The following is a 23,207-nucleotide window of genomic DNA, read 5'->3' as shown; positions in this document are numbered from 1 at the left end:
ATTTTTCCACTATTGGAGTTTATTGCTCTCTAACTCGAATCAAATAGTATGGATCCGTTCACGCAGATTTTGCTCGGTGCAGCCGTCGGCCACGCGACGCTAGGTGCACGTGTCGGCCGCAAAGCGCTCTTCTGGGGAGCCGTATTCGGCGGGATCCCCGATCTCGACGTGCTCCTACCCCACCCGGACGAGGTGGCGGCCGTGACCAATCACCGCGGCTTCAGCCACTCCCTTGTCACGCACACCATCGTCGCGCCGTTTTTGGGTGCGGGGCTCGCAGGCCTGCATGCAAGAGAGGGTGCGTCAATCGCTCGCTGGACCCTGCTCGTGTGGCTCGCGCTCGCAACACACGCCCTGCTCGACGCGATCACCATCTACGGTACACAGCTCTTCTGGCCGAGCACGGGGCCACCGGTCGGGCTCGGCAGCATCTTTATTATCGACCCCCTGTATACGCTGCTGCTGCTTGTCGGGGTGCTTTGGGCTGCACTCGCCAGGCGCAAGCCGACCGTCGGACGACGCGCGAATAGGATCGGCCTTGGCCTGAGTACCGTCTATCTCGCAGGCGCCATCTTCATCCAGGCGCAGGTTCGTGATGTCGCCGAGAGTGAACTGGCCCGCAAGGGTGTTGAGTATGATCGGCTGATGACGACGCCGACACCCTTCAATCTGTTGCTCTGGCGTGTGGTCGCGATGGCGCCACATGGCTACCGGGAAGGTTACTATTCGCTGCTCGACCCGTTGCCCGAGATCCGATTCGCACAGTATCCAAGCAACGAAAGCCTGCTCTCGTCGGTCGATGATGCGCCTGCAGTGACGCGGCTGCGCTGGTTCACCAAGGGCTTCTATCGCGTGCGGGAGATCGACGGTCGATTGGAGATCACCGATTTGCGTATGGGCTTCGAACCACGCTACATCTTCTCATTCGTGGTCGGTCACCGACAGGAAGGCGTCATACGCCCGTTGATGCCACCCGAACGCGCCCCCGCCGAACGCCCCGACGCCGAGGCATTGCTGTGGGTGTGGCGACGCATGCTTGGCGAGACGAATCGGGCTGACCCGCATTAAATAAACACTAATTCATTTCAGGAATTGATTGCATACCAATCAATCTCTATCGTGGGTAGGCAGATTTAAACACCGACATGAAATCGAATTAACAACCCGCCATCGCCGGATCGCCTTGGCACTACCACAATGAAAGGACTCACGCATGGATATCAAACAAACGCTCGCCCTCACCCTGGTCTCGATCCTGATACTCAGCACGCCAATTCCCGCCCAAGCCAGAAACTGCATCAAGGGCAAACCCTGCGGCAAAGGATGCATTGCACTCAACAAAACCTGCCGTATCGACACAAACCCAAGCAGTCATGGCAACACCTTGAGATACAGCCCTAACTATCATCCAGGTTCAATCATCCGCAGAACGAAACATCGATTGCCTACGGTACACGTGATTACCGCAAAATCCATAGCGGCTGCCGAGGCACCCAATTCGAACAGGACCAGCAGCCATTACAAACAGGGGCAGCGGGTATTTGTTTATGAAATCTATAATGCCTGGGCGCGTATCAGTAATATGCAACCGGAAGAGTGGCTTGAACTAAAATACCTCAAAAGAGCGGGAGAGTGATCGAACCTTGTGTCAGTCAGTAAAATTAATTTAGACAGATTTGAGATCGCCTCCGGGAATGAGTCTCACTACGACGGTATCGTTTCGTTGCTCACCTCCCCGGATGAGTTCTATCTTATCTATCCCTCGGGAAGCTGGCCTTTTGACAAGGTACAGCTGGAAAGGCTCGCAAAGGCGCGTAGCGATTTCACCGTTGTGCTGGACAATAAACAGGTCATCGGTTTCGCCAATCTCTATACCAGCATCGCCGGCGACAGGTATTTCATCGGCAATGTAGTCATATCGGATACCTACCGGGGCCAGGGCATCGGCAGGCGCCTGGTCCGCCACATGTGCGACAGGATCTTCGACCGCTACGCCTCAACCGTCTACATTTCGGTGTTCACCGACAATACCCCGGCACTGCTGCTCTATGCCTCGCTCGGCTTCATGCCTTTTGACATTGAACGGCGCACCACGCCGAAGGGCGACAGTGCTGCACTGCTGCATATGCGTCTCGATGCGCGGAGTTGGTGAGTTCATCGGTGCGGCAAGCCGCACCCTACAGCCGATGGCACGCATGGCTGTATTCAGGAGAACTACCAGTTTAAGTCCGCAATTGAACGCTAATTAACGCAAATCATATTTCCTGCGTAGGGTGCGGCTTGCCGCACCGTCAAACTATCAGGATAGGTTTGTGCCATGCTGGCCTTACAAATTGGTGTAGCAGGACCCCACCCTACAGCTCAATGCCAGGAGAGGGACCTATCAGTGTTCATTCGCCTCCTGATAAGACCTCCCGTCAAGAGTACTCCAGTCAAGCATCACTCCCCGGCACGGATGAACTCGACCCGGTTGCGCATCGCCGCATAATAGACCACCGGGATCACCACCAGGGTCAGCACCGTGGAGACGAACAGGCCGAAGATCAACGAGACCGCCAGGCCGCTGAAGATCGGGTCGTCGAGGATGAAGAATCCACCTGCCATCGCAGCCAAGGCAGTCAAGGCAATCGGCTTGGCGCGTACCGCCGCCGAATCGATTACAGCCTGTTCCAGTGCCATCCCCTCCCTCACCTGCTGGTTGATGAAATCGACCAGCAGGATGGAGTTGCGCACGATGATGCCCGCCAGGGCGATCATGCCGATCATGGAGGTGGCGGTGAACTGGGCCCCGAGCAACGCATGCCCCGGCAGGATGCCGATCACGGTGAGCGGAATCGGCGCCATGATCACCAATGGCACCAGGTAGGAGCGGAACTGGGCCACCACCAGCAGGTAGATCATCAACAGGCCCACCGAGTAGGCGATGCCCATGTCGCGGAAAGTATCGTAGGTGATCTGCCACTCCCCGTCCCACTTCAGACTGTAGGCGTAGGGATTTTCCGGCTGCTGCAGGAACCACTGCTCGATGCCGCCCTCGCCCTGCAGCTGATCCGAGATCTCGAACAGGCCGTAGAGCGGGCTGTCAGTCTCCCCCGCCATGTCACCGGTGACATAGACCACCGGCAGCAGGTCCTTGTGGTGAATCGAGTACTCCCTCACCCGCGGGATCACCTGCACGATCTCCGACAGGGGAACCAGCTTGCCACTCTGTGCGCGTACCCGCAGGGCAAGCACCTGATCCAGATCGGCCTTATCTTCTTCGGCGTATTCGATACGAATCGGCACGGCATACTTCAGGTTCTCTCCATGGAGATAACTGGCATCCTCGCCTGCGAGCACGGTCGACAGTGCTTCGGCCACCGCGCTCTGAGGCACACCCAGCCGGGCAGCCTTGGCCCGGTCGACCTGGACCACGAACTTGGCGGAGGGATACTCCACGCTGTCGTCCACATCGATGATGTCTGGGGTGTTCTCGAACACCTTGCGCACCTCCCAGGCCGCCTCGGTCTGACCCTCGTAATCGAGGCCGTAGACCTCGGCCACCAGGGGCGACATTACCGGTGGTCCGGGGGGTACCTCCACCACTTTCAGATTGCCGTTATACTCCCGGGCAATGGCTTGCAGCGGTCCCCGCACCGCCAAAGCCACTTCATGGCTCTTGCGTTCACGGTGTTGTTTGTCCACCAGATTGACCTGGATGTCGCCCAGGTTAGCCCCTTCACGCAGATAGTACTGCCTGACCAGACCATTGAAGCCGATGGGGGAGGCGGTGCCGGCATAGACCTGGTAGTCGGAGACCTCCTCGACGCCGCCCAGGTAGTCCCCCAGCTCATCCAGCACCCGCGCGGTCTGCTCCAGGCTGGTCCCCTCGGGCATATCGAGCACCACCTGGAACTCTGACTTGTTGTCGAAGGGGAGCATCTTCAGCACCACCGACTTGGTCGCCACCAGGGCGAGGGAGGCGGCGATCAGCAGCAAGATCGATCCCAGCAGCACCCAGCGCATGCGATTGCCTCGTTTACCCGTGAGGAAGGGGGCCATCACCCGGCTGAAGAAGCGGCTCAGCGCCGTCTCCTGACTCTCGTCATGGGCATGGTTGGCGATCCGTTCCGCCTGACTGGCCAGAATTCGGTTGGTCATCCAGGGGGTGAAGACAAAGGCCACCACCAGGGAGATCAACATGCCGGTACTGGCATTGATCGGGATCGGGCTCATATAGGGTCCCATCAGCCCGGTGACGAAGGCCATCGGCAGCAACGCCGCGATAACGGTAAAGGTCGCCAGGATGGTCGGGCCGCCGACCTCGTCCACCGCCTTGGGGATCGCCTCCAGCAGATGTCTGGAACCCATCTGCAGGTGGCGATGGATGTTCTCCACCACCACGATGGCGTCATCCACCAGGATGCCGATGGAGAAGATCAGGGCGAACAGGGAGACCCGGTTGAGGGTGAAGCCCCAGGCCCAGGAAGCGAACAGAGTGATCGCCAGGGTTACCACCACCGCAGCGCCGACGATGAACGCCTCGCGCCAACCGATGGTCAACAGCACCAGTCCCACCACCGAGAGGGTGGCGAAGGCGAGTTTGCTGATCAGCTTGTTGGCCTTGGCCTCGGCGGTCGCACCATAATTACGGGTGATGGTGGCGTGCACACCTTCAGGAATGAAAATGCCGTCCAGTTGTTCGAAGCGCTTGATCACCGACTTGGCGATATCCACCGCGTTGGTACCCGCCTTTTTGGCGACCACCACCGTGACCGCGGGAAACTTCCCTCCCTTGGGCAGCTGTTTCTGCTCTCCTTGCGGCCCGACCCCCATCCAGACATAGTGCTGGGGCTGATCCGGCCGATGGACCACCTCGGCGACATCCCGCAGATAGACGGCCTTGCCTTCTCTGACCCCGACCACCAGGCTGCCGATCTCATCGGGGGAGGTGAGGAAGGTGCCCGCCTGCACCAGCAGCTCCCGGTTTTCGGCAGTGACCTCGATGTTGTCGCGGATATGATTGCCCACCTGCAGGGCGGTGCGCAGATCACTCAAATCGATGCCGTGTCCCGCCAGCGACTGGGGATCGAGCAGCACATGCACCACCCGGTCCGGATTGCCGATGGTATAGATATCCCGGGTGCCAGGCACCCGCTTCAATTCAGACTCGATGGCATGGGCGACCTGACCCAGTTCGAAGGCGCCGATTGCCGGGTCCTCGGACCAGAGGGTTGCGGTGACGATGGGCACATCATCGATCCCCTTCGGCTTGATGATCGGCTGTCCAACCCCGAGTCCCTGGGGCAGCCAGTCCTGGTTTGCGTAGACCTTGCTGAAGAGCCTTACGATGGCATCCTCCCGATCCTCGCCCACCAGAAACTGCACGGTCAACACCGCCATACCCGGCCGGGAGGTGGAGTAGACATGCTTGATGCCGTCGATCTCCGACAGCACCTGTTCCGCCGGCGTCGCCACCAGATTCTCGATCTCGGTGGCGGTGGCGCCGGGAAAGGGGATGAAGACGTTGGCAAAGGTGACATTGATCTGCGGCTCCTCCTCCCGCGGCGTCACCAGCACGGCAAACACCCCCAGCAGCAGCCCCACCAGGGCCAGCAGCGGCGTGATCTCAGTGATCAGGAAGCGCTTTGCCACGCCGCCCGAGATACCCAGCTTACTCATTGCGACTCTCCGCCAGCTGCTGTTTCAATCGTGTGGCCGCCGCAACGGGATCGGTTGCCACTGTTTCACCTTCGGAGAGACCTGCGATAATCGACAGCATGCCGTCGACTGGATGTTCTGCGGCCCGAATCAAGCGGAAACGGACCCTCCGGTCTTGGTCGACCACATAGACCGCCGTCACTTCGGAACGATAGACCACGGCCTCTTGCGGCACCACCAACTCCTTTTTCACGCCGGTCATGAAAGCGGTCTTGACAAACATGCCGGGAAACAGATCCTTCACTCTTTCCGGCAGATCGACTCTTACCTTGAATGTGCTGCTGCTCTGGTCGGCAAAGGGAAAGATGGTCAATCTGACTCCCTGGATCGCCTCGCCGTTCGGCAGCAAAACCCGCGCCTTACCCTGCGCCCGGATCACCGGGATCAGGCTCTGGGGCAGTTCCACGCTGACCCGCAGCTGGTCGAGGGAGATACCGCTCATCAGCTTCTGCCCCGGGGATGCGATCTCACCCACCTCCACATGGCGATGGGTCACGATGCCGCTGTAGGGCGCCTTGATCCGGGTGTATTCAAACTGTTCTTTGGCCTGGTCCAGGCGCGCGTCCGCCGCCTCCTTTCTCGCCTTGGCAGATTTCAGCGCCGCAGTGGATTTATCCAGCTGCGACTGGGACGCAAGCTTGCGTCCGAACAGGTCCTTGGTGCGTTTGAAATCGTCCCGTGATTCCTGCAGACGTGCCGCGGCCTCCTTCAGGTCAGCCCGGGCCTGATCCAAACCGGCTCTCTGCTCGGTATCTTTCAGTTGCACGATAACTTGACCCTTCTCCACATAGTCATCCACATCGAACAGGATCGCTTCCACCTGGCCCCGGGTCTGGGCTGAGAGGGTGGTCTGATTGATTGCCTCGACCACACCGTCGAGCCAAAACTCCCTGACCGTCTCACGCTTTACCACGGCAACGCTGTCTAACTCGGGCATTTCAGCCACCGAGAAACCGGGCAACAGCGCAAGGCCAAGTATTAATGGAACCAGTAAACGCCTCATTTTAAGGACTCCGATAAGTATATTAGATTTCTCTTATATTAGTGCCTCGTTAATATTTTTCAACCACATACATCAATGGTGGCGCCTATTTCTGACGCCGATCACATGGCTGGTACCGCTTGACCTCGATGCTGCCTCTGGTAATGTCTCAGGCAGAGATAATCAACAACTAGACCCATGAAGTACAAAGATTTACGTGATTTCATTCAACAGCTTGAATCCCGCGGTGATCTGAAGCGTATTCACACCGAGGTTGACCCCAAGCTGGAGATCACCGAAATCTGTGACCGTACACTGCGCCGCGGTGGTCCTGCCCTGCTGTTCGAGAAGGTCAAAGGCTCCCCCTACCCGCTGCTCGGAAACCTGTTCGGCACCCCCGAGCGGGTCGCCATGGGGATGGGAGAAGAGCGGGTAGACGCCCTGCGGGAAGTGGGCAGGCTGCTCGCATTTCTTAAAGAACCCGATCCCCCCAAAGGCATGAAGGATGCCTGGGACAAGCTGCCGGTATTCCGCAAGGTGCTCGATATGGCCCCCAAAGAGCTGCGCAACGCACCTTGCCAGGCCGTTACACAACAAGGGGACGAGGTTGACCTGACCCGGCTGCCGATTCAAACCTGCTGGCCCGAGGATGCCGCTCCGCTGATCACCTGGGGCCTGGTCATCACCCGCGGCCCCAACAAATCGCGCCAGAATCTCGGTATCTACCGCATGCAACTGCTCGGCCCCAACCGTCTTATCATGCGCTGGCTGGCCCATCGCGGCGGGGCGCTCGATTTCCGCGACTGGCAGTCTTCGCATCCCGGAGAACCCTTTCCGGTCTGTGTCGCCCTCGGGGCCGATCCGGCCACCATCCTGGGCGCGGTGACCCCGGTGCCGGATACACTCTCGGAATATGCCTTTGCCGGATTGCTGCGCGGCAGCCGCACCGAGGTGGTGAAATGCATCGACTCCGAGCTTCAGGTCCCCGCCTCCGCGGAGTTCGTGCTGGAGGGTCATATCCACCCCGACGATATGGCGATGGAAGGTCCTTATGGCGACCACACCGGTTACTACAACGAGGTGGAGCACTTCCCCGTTTTCACCGTATCGCGCCTGACCCATCGCGAGGAACCGATTTATCACAGCACCTATACCGGCCGTCCCCCGGATGAACCGGCGGTGCTCGGTATGGCATTGAATGAGGTTTTCGTACCGATCCTGCAGAAACAGTTTCCGGAGATCGTTGATTTCTATCTTCCCCCCGAAGGCTGTTCCTACAGGCTTGCAATTGTCAGTATGAAAAAGCAGTATCCCGGTCATGCCAAGCGCGTCATGATGGGGGTATGGTCTTTCCTGAGGCAGTTTATGTACACCAAGTTCGTGATCGTCGTCGATGATGATGTCAATACCCGGGACTGGCAGGATGTCATATGGGCCATGACCACCCGCATGGATCCGGCACGGGACACCACCATCGTGGAGAACACCCCCATCGACTATCTCGACTTCGCCTCGCCGGTATCGGGCCTCGGATCAAAAATCGGGCTTGATGCGACAAACAAAATGCCCGGCGAGACCGACCGGGAGTGGGGACGGCCGATCACCATGACACCGAGCGTCAAGCAACGCATCGATCAGATTTGGGATCAGCTGGGGATCGACTAAACTAAAGCCTGATAAGACTAATCCACAAAGAGGGTAGGGAAGTATAATGCGCACAATCATGTTGATGAACGCCAAGGGGGGTTGTGGCAAAACCACCATCGCTACCAACCTGGCCACCTGGTACGCCGATGAAGGCAAAAAAGTCGCCTTGGCAGACTTTGATACACAGCAGTCGACCATCGACTGGCTGGAAGCCAGAAAAGATTACGAAGGTATCCCCGATATCCAGGCCATCAATGCGGTGAACGAGCCGGTCAGACCCGCCAAAGGGACTGATCTGCTGATCATGGACGCACCTGCCGGTGTGCATGGCAAGGCTATCAATAAAATGTTGCTTCGCGTGGACACACTGATTTTGCCCGTGCTTCCCTCCCCCATCGATATGCGCGCCTGCAGCCGTTTTCTCACCGAACTGCTGTCCAGCGGCCGGGTCTCGAAAAATCAGACACGTATCGGTATTGTCGCCAACCGGGCCAAGGAGCAGACGCGTATCTACCACGACCTGGAGACCTACCTGGGTCATCTCAAGATCCCCTTTATCACCCATCTGCGGGAGAGCCAAAACTACATCCGCTCCGCGGAAAAGGGCTTGGCCATATTCGAACTGGCCCCGTCACAGGTCTACAAGGATGTCATTCTCTGGGATCCGCTGTTCAAATGGTTGAAGGTTTAACCCAGGGTATTACCGTTCAACCGGCGACTCCGGCGGTTGACGCTTAGCATTCGCAGTAGCGGCAGGGATGCCGCGTGAGCCCCATCAGTATGGAGATCTGAACAAAGGAACTGCCTTTGCAGTATGTTGATGGGATATCGGAGAAAGATGCGCGTGCTCCACCTGTATTAATTTCAAGCGAAAGCACGAAAGGCTATACACAGGCCGATAGACCCTTCTCCAGATCCGGATAGTCCAACACAACTCCCAGCTTTTCAAGCAGTTTACGATTGCTCAATCTGCGTGACTCTTTCAGATAGGAGAGCATCCCCGGTGATAGCCTCTGTTGCGCCTCCTCAAGGGAGATGACCGGTGGCCGCGGCAAGCCGAGAAAATCGGCAACCTGATTGAAATAACGGGTCATCGGTTCAGGGACGCCATCGCAGACGTTGTACACCTCCCTTGAGACGCCACGTTGCATGGCAGTCCGTGCAATCTTTACCAAGTCGATGCTATGGATATGGTTGGTGATGGGGGCATCCTCCTCGGCCACCATGGGTTGGCCACTACGTAATCGTTCAACCGGCAGTTTCCCGGGACCATAGATACCAGCCACCCGCAATATCACCAGTTCGCGCCCGGTTCGTTCACTCCATGCGCGCCAGCGCAGTTCTGCATCGAGACGTCGTTTCGCCCGATCCGCAATCGGGGCAGGCGGGCGGGTCTCATCCACCCACGCCCCCTGGCAGTCACCATAGACGCCACTGGTGCTCAGATAGACCACTCTTTGTGGCGAAGGCCCCTCCATAAACTGCTCGATGAGGCGGCCGACCCGTCCATCTTGCTGACCGCGAGGCGGTGGTGGCGCAAAATAGAATAGCTGCCGAGACTCAATCAGGTTTGCTGCCGTGAAAGGCTGATCCAGATCGATCTGAACCGCTTCGATACCAGCATGTTCGAGTCTTTCGATACTCTGTTGCGTGCGCACGATCCCGGTGACAGTTATTCCCTCGGCGGAATATGCCTGCGCCAACCTGGTACCGATATCACCGCAACCAATTATGGCCACACCCATAACCCAATGGACTCCCGGTTTAATTCCTGACAAAAATAGGAGAGAATTCCACTCCAACCCAATAATTACAGAAGGTCGATTGAGGATAACGTATTGTTATGCCGATTGTATCGACTCATGAATGAGAAACTACCCCATGAGTTTTAAAGTGCATGTTGAGCCAAGCGGCCACGAATTCTCAGTCGAAACGGGTGAGACCATACTCGATGCCGCGATCAGGCAGGGCGTCAATCTACCCTACGGCTGCCGCAACGGCTTCTGTGGCGACTGTCTGGCGACCCTTGCAGCGGGCCAGGTCGACTACCCCAACGGGAAACCACCCGTGATGGCCGATGACAGCAATGGCGAATGCTATATTTGCCAGGCGGCTCCCGCCTCGGACCTCACCATCGCAGTCAGAGAGATCGTCCAGTCAAAGGATCTTCCGGTCCGTACCATGCCCTGTAAGATCGACCGCATTGAGCGACTCAATGAAGATGTCATCAGACTCTACCTGAAGCTGCCCGAGGGAGAACGTCTTCAGTTCCTGGCCGGCCAATACCTCAATTTTATCCTTCAGGATGGTACCAAACGGGCCTTCTCCATCGCCAACGCCCCCCATGACGACGACTTTATCGAATTGCATATCCGTCATGTCGACGGCGGTCTCTTTACCGACGTACTCTTCAACGGTATGGAGGAGAAGACCATCATGCGTATCGAGGCCCCCCTCGGCAGCTACTATCTGCGGGAAGATTCTACCAAACCGATTATCCTGATGGGCGGAGGCACTGGCTTTGCCCCCCTCAAGGGCATCATAGAGCACGCTTTCCAGATCGGTATCCGACGACCTATGCATCTCTATTGGGGCGTACGTTCCAAGAGCGATCTCTATCTGCCGAATCTGCCTGAGAAATGGGCCGCCGAATACCCCCATTTCAGCTACACGCCGGTGCTTTCAGAACCTGATGACGACTGGTCCGGAAGAGCGGGCTGGGTGCACGAGGCCGTTATCGCGGACCACCCTGATCTGAGCGGCCACGAGGTCTATATGAGCGGTCCACCGCCGATGATTGAAGCCGGCAAAGAGGCATTTCTCAGCCATGGCCTGGCCGGGGAAGAGCTCTATTCGGACTCGTTTGAATACGGAGCCGCCGCAACCAGGCAAAAGACAGGGACCTAATACTGTTCAAAGATTTGACTCCATGGCATGGGCGTGCGCATCGAATCCGCCTCTTGCCTGCCATTCGCGCATCCCGCCCTGCAGGATTCTCACATTCTCATGGCCCGCCAGGCGGAGAGCGAAACCGGCCTGAGCCGACAGTGATCCGGTATTGCAGTAGACCAGCACCGCCTTGTCCCGCGGTAACTCCGAACGCCGGGCCAGGATCTGACGCCATTCGATATTGACCGCCCCGGGAATATGCTCCTGCTCATACTGGGACGCACTGCGCGTATCGACAACGAAGAAGTTACCCCAATCCTCGGCGGGTATCTGTTGAGAAAAGATGGTTGCGCCGCCGTAATCGACGAACTCGAGATACTCCTCCATCGCCTCGACTATTTCACTCCCTTCATCTGCCTCTGCATTGTGGGCGCTCAGGATCAGGCAGAGTACCAGTATTCTCTTCATCGGATATCGTTTCATGGGGAAGTGCTCTTAATTCTATTCTGTCATCCGCAAGCGACGGACAGATCGGCAGCATGCTTGAGGTAGACTATACAGATAACGCACTTACCCAATAACCCCGTGACAACTAAGATAATATAATGACACCGGATGAAATCACGCTGATCAGAGAGAGGTTACTGCAACTGCAAACAGCGTTGCGTGCAGTGGATGAAACATCCCGGTCGGCGGGAGAGACCGTTGCACTGGACCAAAGCCGGGTCGGACGTCTCAGCCGCATGGACGCCATGCAGGCACAGCAAATGGCGCAGGAAACCGCTCGGAGGCGTCAACATCAACAATTGATGATAGAGGGGGCCTTGCGTCGAATCGAAACCGGTGAATATGGCTACTGCTTCATCTGCGGGGAGGAAATCGATGCCCGTCGACTTGCAGCCGACCCGACGAATACACGCTGTATCGCTTGCGCCGAGGCGTAAAACAGCCGATCAACTTCAGTTCTGATGCCATGGGGCTCAATACCATACACCCACTCTTGTGCTCAGGAGTCATTTCGATGCGTAAACGAATCATCCCGGATAGATTGCAGGATAGCCACTCTCACAACCATGACTGGCTGAATCTGAATGAGATTGCCGAGGTTGAAATAACCTCTGAGGATAGCGAGCACCCAATCGAGTCGGCACTGCTGTTCAAAGAGACCTCAGGATGGCGTGCCTCCCACCCCGGGAAACAGACCATCCGGCTACTCTTTACCGAACCACAGAGCATCAGGCTGGTTCGGCTCAAATTCACGGAGCATCAAACTCAACGCACCCAGCAGTATCAGCTGCGCTATTCGCTGGACGGCGGACGGTCGTTCCAGGAAATCGCCAGACAGCAATGGAATTTCAGCCCTCAAGGATCCACATCGGAGACGGAAGAGCATCAGGTCGACCTAACAGCGGTCACACTGCTTGAGTTGGTCATTATCCCGGAGATAAGCGGCGGTGACGCGATTGCGTCCTTGTCTCAGCTCAGGCTTGCTTAAAGCGAGCGCAGGCCGGAATCCAGGAATACCGTCACCATCAAGCATTCTGGATCCCGGCCTGCGCCGGGATGACGAAAATCCTAAAATTCGTCTTAAGTAAATACCATTCGACTAGGGCCTATTAACACCAATCCAATAGGCCCTAGTACCACTCATACTTCGCAGAAAAAGCGCTCCATCAATTCAATGAATCGCCGACCTGACCTGACATTTTTCGGATGATATAGAAATAGTTCTGAAAATCGTGATCCAACTCCTTGACTATAACATCATTGAAGCCGGCTTCATTCAGCATCTTTAAGGCAAGCTCCCTGCCCCACACAGTACCCAGGCCGGCGCCGTCCTGAGCCAATGAAACCGTCATACAGTGCATGGTCGAAAGGGTATAGAGCAGTGGTCCGATCGGGTGCTCAAGATTGTTGTGCAGATGACTTGATCCCTTTATGTCCTGCATCAGATAGATGCCGTCTTCTCGCAGCGCACCATGAATGGCGGATAGCACCATATCCGGTGATTTCTGATCATGGATGGCATCGAAGGTTACGATCCAATCATAAGCCCCTTGTTCATCCAGGGTGGCGACATCCTTGACTTCAAACAGTAGGTTGTTCAATCCTTGCCGGTCCGCCTCTTTGCGCGCCCATTCGATGGCCTCCTGCGAGAAGTCATAGCCTGTGAAGCGGCTTTTCGGAAAGGCTCTCGCCAATTGCAGCAGCGCCTGTCCGCGGCCGCAGCCCACATCCAATACATCGATGCCCCGTTCCAGACGCGAAAGATGCCCGTCGATCAGCGGCAGGATATGTTCAAACAGGGCACTGACCACTGTCTGACCGCTATCCTCGGCCATCACTTCATGAAAGCGTGTATAGCGTTCGTAGGGAACGCCGCCGCCATTGTAAAAGCAATCAATGACTTCCTCTTCCACCTGCCCGAGCAAAGGAATGTATTGAGCAAACACTGCAACGTTGTCCGGGCTGGCATCTCTGGTCAATAGACCCGCATGGGCCGGAGGCAGGGTATAGCAACCAGAATCCGCATCATAGATAACGATAGCGGCAGTCACCATGGCACCCAACCACTCCCGGACATAACGTTCATTCAATCCAGCGGACTCAGCGATCCCTTGACTATCACTCGGCGGGATCCTGGCCATCGTATCGAACAGTCCAGTGCGGTGACCGATGGAAATCATCAATGCGATCGCTCCATGATTGAGTATCTGTAATAATTCTTCGGCAAAAATCGCGGCTTGGCCATTGGGCTCTGACTGGCCGACGGGGGGTAGATTGACGGGTTGGCACATAACTTGTCTCCTTTGGTGCATTGTTGTGTCAGTTGAAATACGCTTTTTCCAAGACGTTATGTGCTACTTTAATTAGCAAGCGTCACAGTAGCCGGCTGCTATCCGTCAAAAGAACGTCAAAAACAATCGAATGGTTATTTTTTTAGGGCATGTACCTAATTTTTTCATTTGGGCCTGCATGTATGGCTATGACGACACCTCCCACGCTTGCAAGTATCTCTGAATTGAACAAACACAGATAACAGAGTCAACACCGGGAACCCTGTATGGAACTGTCACTTTTCGGCGGCTTTCAACTGATTGACAATAGCGGCACTGCTGTCGATTTGAGGTCGCGCAAAGCCAAGGCACTCCTGGCCTGGCTGGCCTTGCACCAGGAGAAGCCTCAACCCAGGGACAGGTTGGCGCTGTTATTATGGGAGGAGAGCAATGATGCCCAAGCCCGGCACAGTCTGCGCCAGGCTCTCAGCGGATTGCGCAAGGTCTTGGGCGATCATGCCGATGCGCTTGCTGCCGATCAGGAGAACGTGTTACTTAAAAGCGGTCATATCGATACCGATACCGGAACGTTCGATAGCCTGTTGCAGCATCAGCAGTCTCCAGAGAACCTGATCAAGTTGGCATCCCTCTACAATGGCGAGTTCCTGGAAGGCTTCAACCCCCGCTCGAACAACTATGAAGAGTGGCTGATGACCCAACGCAGCCACTATCGGGAACATGCCATCAGCAGTATGTCTAAACTGCTGGATCACTACCTGGATACCGCTCAGTTTGAGTCGGGAATCCGTCTGGGGATAAGACTGCTCGGCAGCGACCCCCTCCAGGAGCAAGTCCATCGCACCCTGATGCAGCTCTATGCCCGGTTTAACCGGCCCGCCGATGCCCTGCGACAATATCGCCAATGCCGCCGTTTGCTGATGCGCGAACTCGGCCTCCCTCCGCAGCCGGAGACAGAGCAACTGTATAGTGATATCCGCCGTCAACGCAGTGGGGATGAGCGTGACAACGAAGCTGTCGAACTGAACAGTCCACCAACCCGAAAACCATACCGTCAGCAACCCTTATCCAAGCAAACCGCTCAGCCGCAACCCCAGCTGTTGCGCACGGTGGCCGTTGCCCATCTCCATCTGAGACACTATCTTGATTTGATGGCTGCAGGTGATCCTGAGAAATTGCACTGGGCGAACAAACAGTTGCTTGCCCACCTGGACCCCCTGATCAGCCATTATGGCGGAATCCTCCATCACCACCATGGGGATGCCTTGGTCATACTCTTCGGCCTTGAAAAAGCCCATGGCAATGAGTGTGAAAAAGCGCTTCAAATGGTGTTCGAACTGATAATGAGAACCGAGCGGGCCAGTGATTGGCCGCATGAACTGGGGATTCAGTGCGGTATCGCCACAGGTTCCGTGTTGAGCGATCCCGGCGGAGCCGTATCCGGAGCGGTATTTGCCCAGGCGGAACAGTTGGCGCGCTCAGGTGCACCCGGAGACCTTCTGCTTACCGAACCGGCCTATCTGGGTCTTCGTCTGAACATCGAGGCGACAAGACGGGAGGAAACGGCATGGCGTGTCGCGGCAGTCAGATCAGGGGAAGCGCAGCAGACAAACTGGCCCCCCTTCGTCGGACGAACCCGGGAGTTGAGGCAATTCAATGCCGCCCTGGTGGCCTGCACCGAAGATTTGGCGGGCGAGACCTATCTGCTTCGTGGAGAAGCGGGGATAGGCAAAACACGTCTCGTGGGGGAGATCTGTCGACATGCGGTTCAGATGGGCGTCATTCCTCACCGGACATTGGTGCTTGACTTCGGTATGGAGTCAGCGACAGAACCTATTCCCTCACTGCTGCGTCAACTATTGGGACTCAGCAATAGCGCCAAGGCTGAAGAGATAGAAGTTTCGGTAAAGCAGGCAATGGGGCAGGCGTGGAACCCTGCCATCTACCCAAGCATACTGCAACGCTTGTTTCACCTGACCATCGATGAGGAATCGGCCGCCTCGATCGACAGCATCGGCGACGAGGCACAGCTCCGAGGGGCTCAACAAATCCTCCGATTCATTCTCGCATATGCCACTCAGTCAGCCCCGCGACTGCTGATTGTGGAGGATATCCACTGGGCCGATCAGACGACCCTTAACCATATAGCCGAACTCACGGATAGTGTCAGTCGAAATGCGGCCCTGCTGCTCATTACATCCCGAGTCGAAGGTGAACCCCTCGATCCGGCATGGCGCAGCGCTATGCATGGGGCACCCTTGACCACGCTCGATCTAAACCCACTATCCAAAGAACATGCAAGAAACCTGGCGCAACAGATCACCAACCGGGATCAGGCGATCGTTACCGCATGTATCGACCGTTCGGGAGGCAATCCTTTATATCTCGAGCAGCTGCTTCTGGGAACCACCGATCCAGGGAAGAACGTACCGGACTCAATCCACAGCCTGGTGATGTCGAGACTCGATCTGCTCGCCGATGAGGACCGGCTGGCCGTTCAAGCCGCATCAGTGCTGGGGCAAAGATTCAGGCTGGATGCCGTGCTCCAGCTCCTCGGAATAAGCGATTATCGACCCGACGCCCTGCTCAATCAACGCCTGCTGCAACCCGAAAGAGAAGGCTACCTCTTTGTCCACGCACTGTTGCGCGACGCTATCTATGACTCATTACTGGCATCCCATAGGCGCGCCCTGCATCTACGGGCAGCGGCATGGTACCGACAACGTGACGCCGCCCTGCATGCCCGGCATCTCGATCTTGGTGGCAGTGAAGATACGGCGCAAGCCTATCTGCAGGCGGCCCAGCAGGCGGTACGCATGGCTGACTTCGAGCAGGCCTTGTCACTGGCCTCCCGTGGTGCCGAAATTGCACAATCAACGCCTATGGGCACCCAGCTAAACTGCCTGCAAGGCGATCTGCTGATTCAGGCAGGCGCCATCTCATCCGCCATCCATGCCTTCGCCGCTGCCGCAGACTCGGCAAGCGATGACCAAATCCGATGTCGTGCATTGATCGGCCGGGCCACCGGCCTGACGGTACAGGACAAACTGGATCAGGCGCTGGAGATACTTGACCATGCCGCACCCCTGGCGGAGACGAGCCAAAACAACGCCTTGCTCACAGAACTGCACTATCGAAGGGGTGATATTCTTTTCGCCCTGGCGCGCACTGATGAGTGTCTACAGGCCCACCAACAGGCTGAGACCCTGGCCAGAGAGTCCGCCAACCCGCTGCTTGAGATTCGCGCCCAGGCTGGGATGGCTGATGCCTGTTACGCCAAAGGGCTGATCATGACGGCAAGGGGTTACTTCGAGCGATGCCTGGAACTGGCGAGGACAGAAAAGCGCCTGCCCCAGGAAGTCGGCAGCCTGTCCATGTATGGTTTGACCCATCTCTATACCGGCTCGGTAACCGAAGCATTGGCGACCCTGCAGGAAGCGGGAAAACTCGCTGCGGAGTATGGCAATCTCAGGGCCGAGATGACGGCCTATATGAATCTCGGCCTGGTGTTACTGTTTACCGAAGATATCGATTCCGCGGAACGTTACGGTCATTTCGGCCTGAAGCTGGCGCAGCGGCTCCGCGCCAGTCGTTTTTATGGTGACAACCTTGCGCAAATCGGTGAAGCCAAGGTACTGAAGGGGGAGATTCAAGCGGGCCTCCGCTACCTGGAGCGCGCCTACCAGGCGGCGCTTGATTCCGTACCAACCCACATCGCTCCCTATATTCTCGGGGTGTTGGCGCGCGTGACCAGGAATGAGAAGCAGCGCCAGGATGCGATTCGCGAGGGGCAGCGTTACCTTGACCAGGGCAGCCTCAGCCACAACTATCTCCATTTCTATCAGAATATGATTGAGGTCTATCTGCACAAGGCGGAACCGGAAAGGATGCACTATTACGCGGATGCCTTGGCGGAATACACCCGGGCCGAACCACTCCCCTGGAGTGATTTCTATATCGAACGGGGTCGCCTGTTGGCGCTGAACCTTACAGGGAAATGCGATCGGGAATCGTCACGACAAGCCGAAAGACTGCTCGAGGCGGCAGCCAAGGCAGGCATTCACACGGGCACGCAGGAGCTGAAGACCATTGCCGCGCCCGGAACAAAATAGATTATTCGTTGACTACCGCAAGGCGCGAAATGCATTCGCCAGCGGTTGAGATCACCACCTGATTGCGACCCCTTTTCTTTGCCTCGTAGAGCGCTTTATCGGCGCGGTTCAACAGATCGTTGAAATCGATATCACCATCCTCGATCTCACTGGCGCCGACACTGACCGTGATGGAAATCAACTGCTGTCCCTCTTGATAGGGCATCGCGGCGATCTTATCACAAATCCGCTGCGCCAATTTACTACCGTTCTCGATATCCGTTTCCGGCAGCAGAATCGTGAACTCCTCTCCACCGTAACGGGCCATAAAATCCTGCCCTCGGATCGAACCCACGCAGATATCGGCCACATGCCTCAGCACACTATCCCCGATATTGTGGCCATATGTATCGTTAATCGACTTGAAATGGTCGAGATCCAGCATCAATACGGAGAGATGTCTGGTGAAACGGGTCGCGCGCTTGAACTCGCGCAATGCGACCTTGTCCAGTTCACGCCGATTGGCCAGCCCGGTCAGATCATCGGTGGTGGCATATTGCTGAAGCTTCCGGAAGGCCTGTTTTTTCTGCACGCTGTTCTTGGCAAACAGGACGCTGATCACCCCGGCAACCAAAAACAGCAGCAGATAGGTAATGGTGGCAACGATCATGCGTTTGGCTGTAAGGTCTTCAATCAGGTTATTGGAGATATGAGAGAGAAAGATCCAGTATCGCTTCTCCGCCCTGTTAGGGGATGGGACGATCGATTCATCGACATTTTCCAAGGTTCCCAGCCTTTTGCGTACTAACGGATAGGCCCTCTTGAATATATAAACGCCGTCATCGGTAAAGAATGAACCTTTTTCACTGCTGGTGACGGAAGACCAGACATCGGGTTTTTGTGTAGCGAATGTCTCGTCGCGACCATACATAAAACCCCACAATTGCTCCTCGGGCACCCCCTGCAGCCAATGGCCCTGACTATTGAGCATCACCGCATCACCGCGCAGGGTTTCGAAATTGTCGGCGATCCGTTGCAACAGTTCATTCGGAGTATAATTGATGATGACGATACCGCGCTTTCCCCCATAACCGTCGGATACCGGTGTCGCAAAGCGGACCGTGGGCTTGACCGGCTGCTCTATCACGCCCCGTTCCACATTCAGATCCAGGGGAGAGATATAGATCTCACCCAACGCCAGCTTCATCGCCTCCTTGAAATAGTAGCGATCCGCCTTATTTTGCATCTCGCTCTGGGGAACGATCTCCTGCACATTGTCGTCACTGTTGATGCGAATGACTTCCATGCCGCTGTTATCGATGTATCGCAGCTGAAAATATTTCGGTTTCCGTCTTGCGAAGAGTGAGAACTCACGTGCGACACGTACCCAGTTCTTCAGGCTTGGATCATGGATGTAACTTCTGAGCACTTCCCCTTCCGCCAGCACCATGAGGTCCGAGAGCTTCTGCTCAAACAGCAGCGATGTCAATTCGCTGGCACTGTTCAATGCCGCCTCCTCGCGAATCAGTGTCGTCTGCAGTTCATACTTTTCCGTCTGGGTGGAGAAGGCATAAAAAATCGAGGCCAGCAGCAGGGAGGCCGGGATGAACAGCATCAGGAAACTGAGTATCAACTCCTTATGTTCAGAAAATCCGTTCTCTTCAACCTCGCCGCCGCTCTCGACAGGTGGCACGGGAATACTCATCTCTCCTGCAACCCGCGATCTTTCCAGGTACGCTCGGAACGCCTCTCTGCAACCGGCAGCATCCTGGATACATAGTCCGATATCGCTTTGAAATCCCGATTGTCAAAGGTTCCGATGACTTTAACCATCTCTTTATTGCTGTTGCGCCGCTTGCCGTTCTGTATCCAGATCAGCTGGCGCAGAAGATAGTTGTAGTGTTGACCATGGATGGCCGGATAGGCCTTTTCGAATTGTCCTTGACCTTGGTCGCCATGGCATTCTATGCAGTACTGTTTGTAGAGCTTTTCACCATGCTCGAGGTCACTGCCGTCACCCTTGCCGGTGGCGGTTGTCATCTTCAGCGATTCGATATAGTGAGCCACATCCGCAATGGCTTGAGCGCCACCTATCTCTTCCGGTATGGCAAATGGGTACATGGAGGGATTATCGCGATTTTTAGCGCGAATATCGGCCAGTTGCTTGATCACGACTGAACGGTGCTGACCGGCAATTTGCGGATAGGCGCCGTTCGGGGTTCCCCAGCCTTCCGGCATATGGCATACCGCGCAAGTCTCATACACGGCCCTGCCCCGTGCATGGTCCGGATCCAGGCTCATGGCCTCGATACGTTCCAGATCAGCGTTATCCCATCCTGCATTGGCATTGGGCATTACTATCGATAGGGAAAAGACAATTAATTTTACCCAAGTATTGTACACGGCTCTTGAAGCCCTCACGCTGATCAGTTGTTTATCTGGTGTGCAACTCCTTTTGAACGGTTACATGTTATCGATGCATAACCCTTATTAGGTATGGGGGTATATATGAAAAATCCTGGTTGTTCAACCAACTATTTTGCTCAATTACAATTAGTTAACATTATAGTAAAGATGAATTCCGCTACAGCCAGCAAGCTCAGGATCTTGCAGGTGTATTCAAAGACTCACTGTATACAGCATCGTCGACAACCGATTTATTGCTCAATACAGGCCTGTTACCTATGGGCGGCAGGGACCGTTGCGGCTCCGCATGTTGCAAGGCCAGGCCTGCGCGGAAACAGCGTAACGCCCCATCGTCTTCACCCAGACGCTCCAGCAACAGACCGAGCTGTTGATAGGACTCTGCTGTCGCTGAAATGCCGATACTGGCTTCCAGATAGCTGCGCGCCTTACCCCACAATTTGTTCTGCAGGGAGAGCCTGGCCAACGTCAGCAGCAGTCCAGCGTCCTCCTGGCGGCTCTTAAGCCAGCCTTCCGCCATCTCCAGCTGGTGGGAGGGGTTGGCAAGTTCGATCAGACCATACAGGGTGACCAATTCGCTGTTCCACTCGCGCTGCAAAGAGGCGGCTATCAACGGTTCAATCCGGGATCCTGCGTCCAGGGCCATCATATATTCGCAATATTCAAACAATATCTCCTGCATTTGCCTGATGCCCTTGGGTATGCGCGACCAGTATTGCACCAGGCCTTCAAGGGTCGAGGATTCCTGCTTCAGGCGTTCGCGATAGACACGTATCTCCAGCTCCTGGTAGTCTGATTCGTTGATGACCTTGCGGCGTTTCAACTCCGGCAGCATCTCTTCCAATTTATTCCACTCACCGAGATTCTCATACAGTTTCTTCAGTAAGGTCAGCACATAATTGTGTTTTGGCGACAGTGATCGCACATGCATCAGAGTCGCCAGGGCCTGCTCGTACTGCTGATGAGCCAACTGCAATTCAGCCTGGGTGAGCCCCACCGCCACGTCGGCCGAGGGCATGCTCTCGTGGGCCAGGTGGAGATAGTCATCCCGCCGGGTATGTTCGCCCTGCAGCTGAGCGGCGCGGGCTGCCGCCAGATAGTTGAGCAAAGGGGTTTCGGATTGAGCGACATTACGTGTCAGATGCCTCTCCGCAACCTTCCAGCGCCCTTCAGCAAGTTCCACCAGCCCACGGGTCAGGGCCTGTCTGGCCTTGAGGCTTCGGCGTTTTCTCCGCCACTCGGCCACACGCTCCGGCATTTGCCAGATTCGTGAAGCCGTCCTGATGGCAATATAGGCAACCAGAAACAGCGCCAACATGGCCAGGCTGAACAGCGCAAGGCTGCCTTCGATGGTCCAATGACCATAACCGATCAGGATATAACCGCTATCCTGCCTAACCAGCAGTGTGATCGCTACTGCGGCGAACAGCGCAAGAAAAGCTGCGATCAATGTTCTCACCGGAGACCCTCCCGGTTCATCGTTTGCCGCCTCTTCTGCAGCGCACGCAAGGAGCCGGAGATGTCCGGCAGTTCAGGTGCGATCACCCTTGCCGCCAATCCCTCCAGTTGTGACTTGAACCCGACCACTTCAGGTGCCGTTGCCTGGAAATAGTGATCGACCCACTCTGCCGCACTGGTCAGGTTGTCGGTATAGAGGGCCTGGTTTCGTCCCATCATCGCCGCTTTCGCATTCTCGATTTTGAGGCTTAGGTTCTGCAGCAGAAAGTAGCGCTGCTCGGGTGGCAGCATGGCGCTTACAGGACGATCATGATGACGTATCACCATCATCGATTTGAATCCCCGCCAAAAATCGTCAAGCAGTTTTTGCGGTGAGAATTCCCCATTGTCGGCAACATCCGGCAAGGAATCCGGCTGAGCCGAGATAGGCCCCTGAACCAGCCCTGCATCCCGCAGGGGAAGCGTTTCAACTCGCTTCGCAAGGGCGGTCAGTTCGGCGCTGATTCCGGCACTGTCCAGTTTCGGCAGGGCTGTCAACCGAGTGATCTCAGCGGCAATTTTCTCCCGCACTCCCGACCAACCGGGATCACCGCTTGCAGTCAGTCGCTCATCCGCAGATTTCAACGCCTCCAGGGCCGTATCCGGGTCGCCCATGAGGGTTAGCCGATGATTGGCGACACGCATCAGATATTCGGCCTCTGCGACCCGCCATTGCCCCTCCCTGCCTCCCATACGGGTTTGAATCTCCGCCAGCGAGCGGTAGAGTTGATCGCCCTGTTGCTGTGATGCCTCCCTTGCCAACCGGATTGTCTCGGCCTGCTTCTCCAGGGCACTCTTTTGTGCCGCAATCGCCTTTTGCTGCTGTTCGAAATGCTGTCGTGTCTGCGCCAGTTGCCGCTCAAATTGAGACTGCTCCTGATTGGCCTTTACCAGATCATCATTGAGTGAGACCAGGGTCTGTTTCATGTCAAGCCAATAGCGGTAGCCAAGCAGCAGGCCCACTGCCACCGTCAACAGCGCTACAACCGCCAGTAGGATAGGTAGACGGGTGGAACCGGATCTGCCTGCGGATTCATCGATTCGCTCCACCTCACCCTCGATGGTATCCGTGAATTCCGCCTCAGTTTCTGCCCGGCTGCTGCCAGATTCATCGATTTTTTCACTCATATCCAGTTCGCTCTCAACTCCCGTATCAGCTATCCCGCAACGCCAGTCCTACCC

18 protein-coding genes are annotated in these 23,207 nt (G+C 56.3%); 9 read left to right on the top strand and 9 right to left on the bottom strand.

The annotated features are described in order from the left end of the window. The first annotated feature begins 48 nt into the window (after positions 1-48). The 3 genes from CODIS_RS02555 (at position 49) to CODIS_RS02545 (ending at position 2,152) form a co-directional block, all read left to right on the top strand. Positions 49-1,068 (top strand): metal-dependent hydrolase, encoded by a 1,020-nt coding sequence (locus tag CODIS_RS02555; protein WP_069121150.1) that lies wholly within the window; start codon positions 49-51, stop codon positions 1,066-1,068. 145 nt (positions 1,069-1,213) lie between these two features. Then, positions 1,214-1,636, top strand: coding sequence for a hypothetical protein (locus CODIS_RS02550; RefSeq protein WP_069121149.1), 423 nt, complete (start codon positions 1,214-1,216; stop codon positions 1,634-1,636). Between the two features lie 9 nt (positions 1,637-1,645). Then, positions 1,646-2,152, top strand: coding sequence for a GNAT family N-acetyltransferase (locus tag CODIS_RS02545; RefSeq protein WP_083220508.1), 507 nt, complete (start codon positions 1,646-1,648; stop codon positions 2,150-2,152). Positions 2,153-2,439: 287 nt separating this feature from the next. On the opposite strand, the gene CODIS_RS02540 is transcribed toward CODIS_RS02545, so the two are convergent. Together CODIS_RS02540 and CODIS_RS02535 are read right to left on the bottom strand one after the other, a co-directional pair. Then, entirely contained in the window at positions 2,440-5,661 is a 3,222-nt protein-coding gene (locus CODIS_RS02540) for an efflux RND transporter permease subunit (RefSeq protein WP_069121148.1), read from the bottom strand. Then, positions 5,654-6,703 carry an efflux RND transporter periplasmic adaptor subunit gene (locus CODIS_RS02535; RefSeq protein ID WP_069121147.1) on the bottom strand — a complete coding sequence of 350 codons (1,050 nt, stop codon included), beginning with the start codon at positions 6,701-6,703 and terminating at the stop codon, positions 5,654-5,656. Before CODIS_RS02535 ends, CODIS_RS02540 begins: the two co-directional genes overlap by 8 nt. A 177-nt stretch (positions 6,704-6,880) precedes the next feature. Here CODIS_RS02535 and ubiD point away from each other — a divergent pair, with 177 nt between their 5' ends. Then, complete coding sequence (ubiD, locus tag CODIS_RS02530) at positions 6,881-8,347, top strand: 4-hydroxy-3-polyprenylbenzoate decarboxylase (RefSeq protein WP_069121146.1); 1,467 nt, start codon at positions 6,881-6,883, stop codon at positions 8,345-8,347. A 46-nt stretch (positions 8,348-8,393) separates the two neighbouring features. After that, entirely contained in the window at positions 8,394-9,020 is a 627-nt protein-coding gene (locus CODIS_RS02525; RefSeq protein ID WP_069121145.1) for a nucleotide-binding protein, read from the top strand. 193 nt (positions 9,021-9,213) lie between these two features. On the opposite strand, the gene CODIS_RS02520 is transcribed toward CODIS_RS02525, so the two are convergent. Beyond that, positions 9,214-10,074, bottom strand: coding sequence for an SDR family oxidoreductase (locus tag CODIS_RS02520; protein WP_069121144.1), 861 nt, complete (start codon positions 10,072-10,074; stop codon positions 9,214-9,216). A gap of 136 nt (positions 10,075-10,210) precedes the next feature. Here CODIS_RS02520 and CODIS_RS02515 point away from each other — a divergent pair, with 136 nt between their 5' ends. Beyond that, entirely contained in the window at positions 10,211-11,236 is a 1,026-nt protein-coding gene (locus CODIS_RS02515; RefSeq protein ID WP_069121143.1) for a CDP-6-deoxy-delta-3,4-glucoseen reductase, read from the top strand. 6 nt (positions 11,237-11,242) lie between these two features. Here the strand turns inward: CODIS_RS02515 and CODIS_RS02510 are convergent, their stop codons facing one another. Continuing rightward, positions 11,243-11,701 (bottom strand): rhodanese-like domain-containing protein, encoded by a 459-nt coding sequence (locus tag CODIS_RS02510; RefSeq protein WP_069121142.1) that lies wholly within the window; start codon positions 11,699-11,701, stop codon positions 11,243-11,245. A 122-nt stretch (positions 11,702-11,823) separates the two neighbouring features. Here CODIS_RS02510 and CODIS_RS02505 point away from each other — a divergent pair, with 122 nt between their 5' ends. Both CODIS_RS02505 and CODIS_RS02500 read left to right on the top strand, forming a co-directional pair. Next, a complete protein-coding gene (locus tag CODIS_RS02505) occupies positions 11,824-12,162 on the top strand; it encodes a TraR/DksA family transcriptional regulator (RefSeq protein WP_069121141.1) in 339 nt (112 codons plus the stop codon). Between the two features lie 77 nt (positions 12,163-12,239). Further along, on the top strand, positions 12,240-12,713 hold the full coding sequence (locus CODIS_RS02500) for a discoidin domain-containing protein (RefSeq protein ID WP_069121140.1): 474 nt from the start codon (positions 12,240-12,242) through the stop codon (positions 12,711-12,713). A gap of 178 nt (positions 12,714-12,891) precedes the next feature. Here the strand turns inward: CODIS_RS02500 and CODIS_RS02495 are convergent, their stop codons facing one another. Next, positions 12,892-14,016, bottom strand: a complete 1,125-nt coding sequence (locus tag CODIS_RS02495) for a class I SAM-dependent methyltransferase (protein ID WP_069121139.1) — start codon at positions 14,014-14,016, stop codon at positions 12,892-12,894. Positions 14,017-14,282: 266 nt separating this feature from the next. Between CODIS_RS02495 and CODIS_RS02490 the strand changes: the two genes are divergently transcribed. Further along, positions 14,283-18,125: an ATP-binding protein gene (locus CODIS_RS02490; RefSeq protein WP_069121138.1), complete on the top strand. Its 3,843-nt coding sequence runs from the start codon at positions 14,283-14,285 to the stop codon at positions 18,123-18,125. A gap of 1 nt (position 18,126) precedes the next feature. Here CODIS_RS02490 and CODIS_RS02485 read toward each other — a convergent pair whose 3' ends face one another. The 4 genes from CODIS_RS02485 to CODIS_RS02470 all read right to left on the bottom strand — a co-directional run bounded on the left by CODIS_RS02485 (position 18,127) and on the right by CODIS_RS02470 (position 23,153). After that, complete coding sequence (locus CODIS_RS02485; RefSeq protein WP_069121137.1) at positions 18,127-19,809, bottom strand: sensor domain-containing diguanylate cyclase; 1,683 nt, start codon at positions 19,807-19,809, stop codon at positions 18,127-18,129. Further along, the gene (locus CODIS_RS02480) at positions 19,806-20,459 is read right to left on the bottom strand and encodes a c-type cytochrome (RefSeq protein WP_069121136.1); all 654 of its coding nucleotides are present in this window, start codon (positions 20,457-20,459) and stop codon (positions 19,806-19,808) included. The genes CODIS_RS02485 and CODIS_RS02480 overlap by 4 nt, the downstream gene beginning before the upstream one ends. Positions 20,460-20,703: 244 nt before the next feature. After that, positions 20,704-21,987: a heme biosynthesis HemY N-terminal domain-containing protein gene (locus CODIS_RS02475; protein WP_069121135.1), complete on the bottom strand. Its 1,284-nt coding sequence runs from the start codon at positions 21,985-21,987 to the stop codon at positions 20,704-20,706. Then, a complete protein-coding gene (locus tag CODIS_RS02470; RefSeq protein ID WP_069121134.1) occupies positions 21,984-23,153 on the bottom strand; it encodes a uroporphyrinogen-III C-methyltransferase in 1,170 nt (389 codons plus the stop codon). The genes CODIS_RS02475 and CODIS_RS02470 overlap by 4 nt, the downstream gene beginning before the upstream one ends. Between the last annotated feature and the right edge of the window lie 54 nt (positions 23,154-23,207).

Source organism: Candidatus Thiodiazotropha endolucinida, assembly GCF_001715975.1.
In the GTDB taxonomy this organism is placed as follows: domain Bacteria; phylum Pseudomonadota; class Gammaproteobacteria; order Chromatiales; family Chromatiaceae; genus Thiodiazotropha; species Thiodiazotropha endolucinida.
The sequence above is the reverse complement of the archived record's forward strand: the minus strand, read 5'-3'. Positions and strand labels throughout refer to the sequence as shown.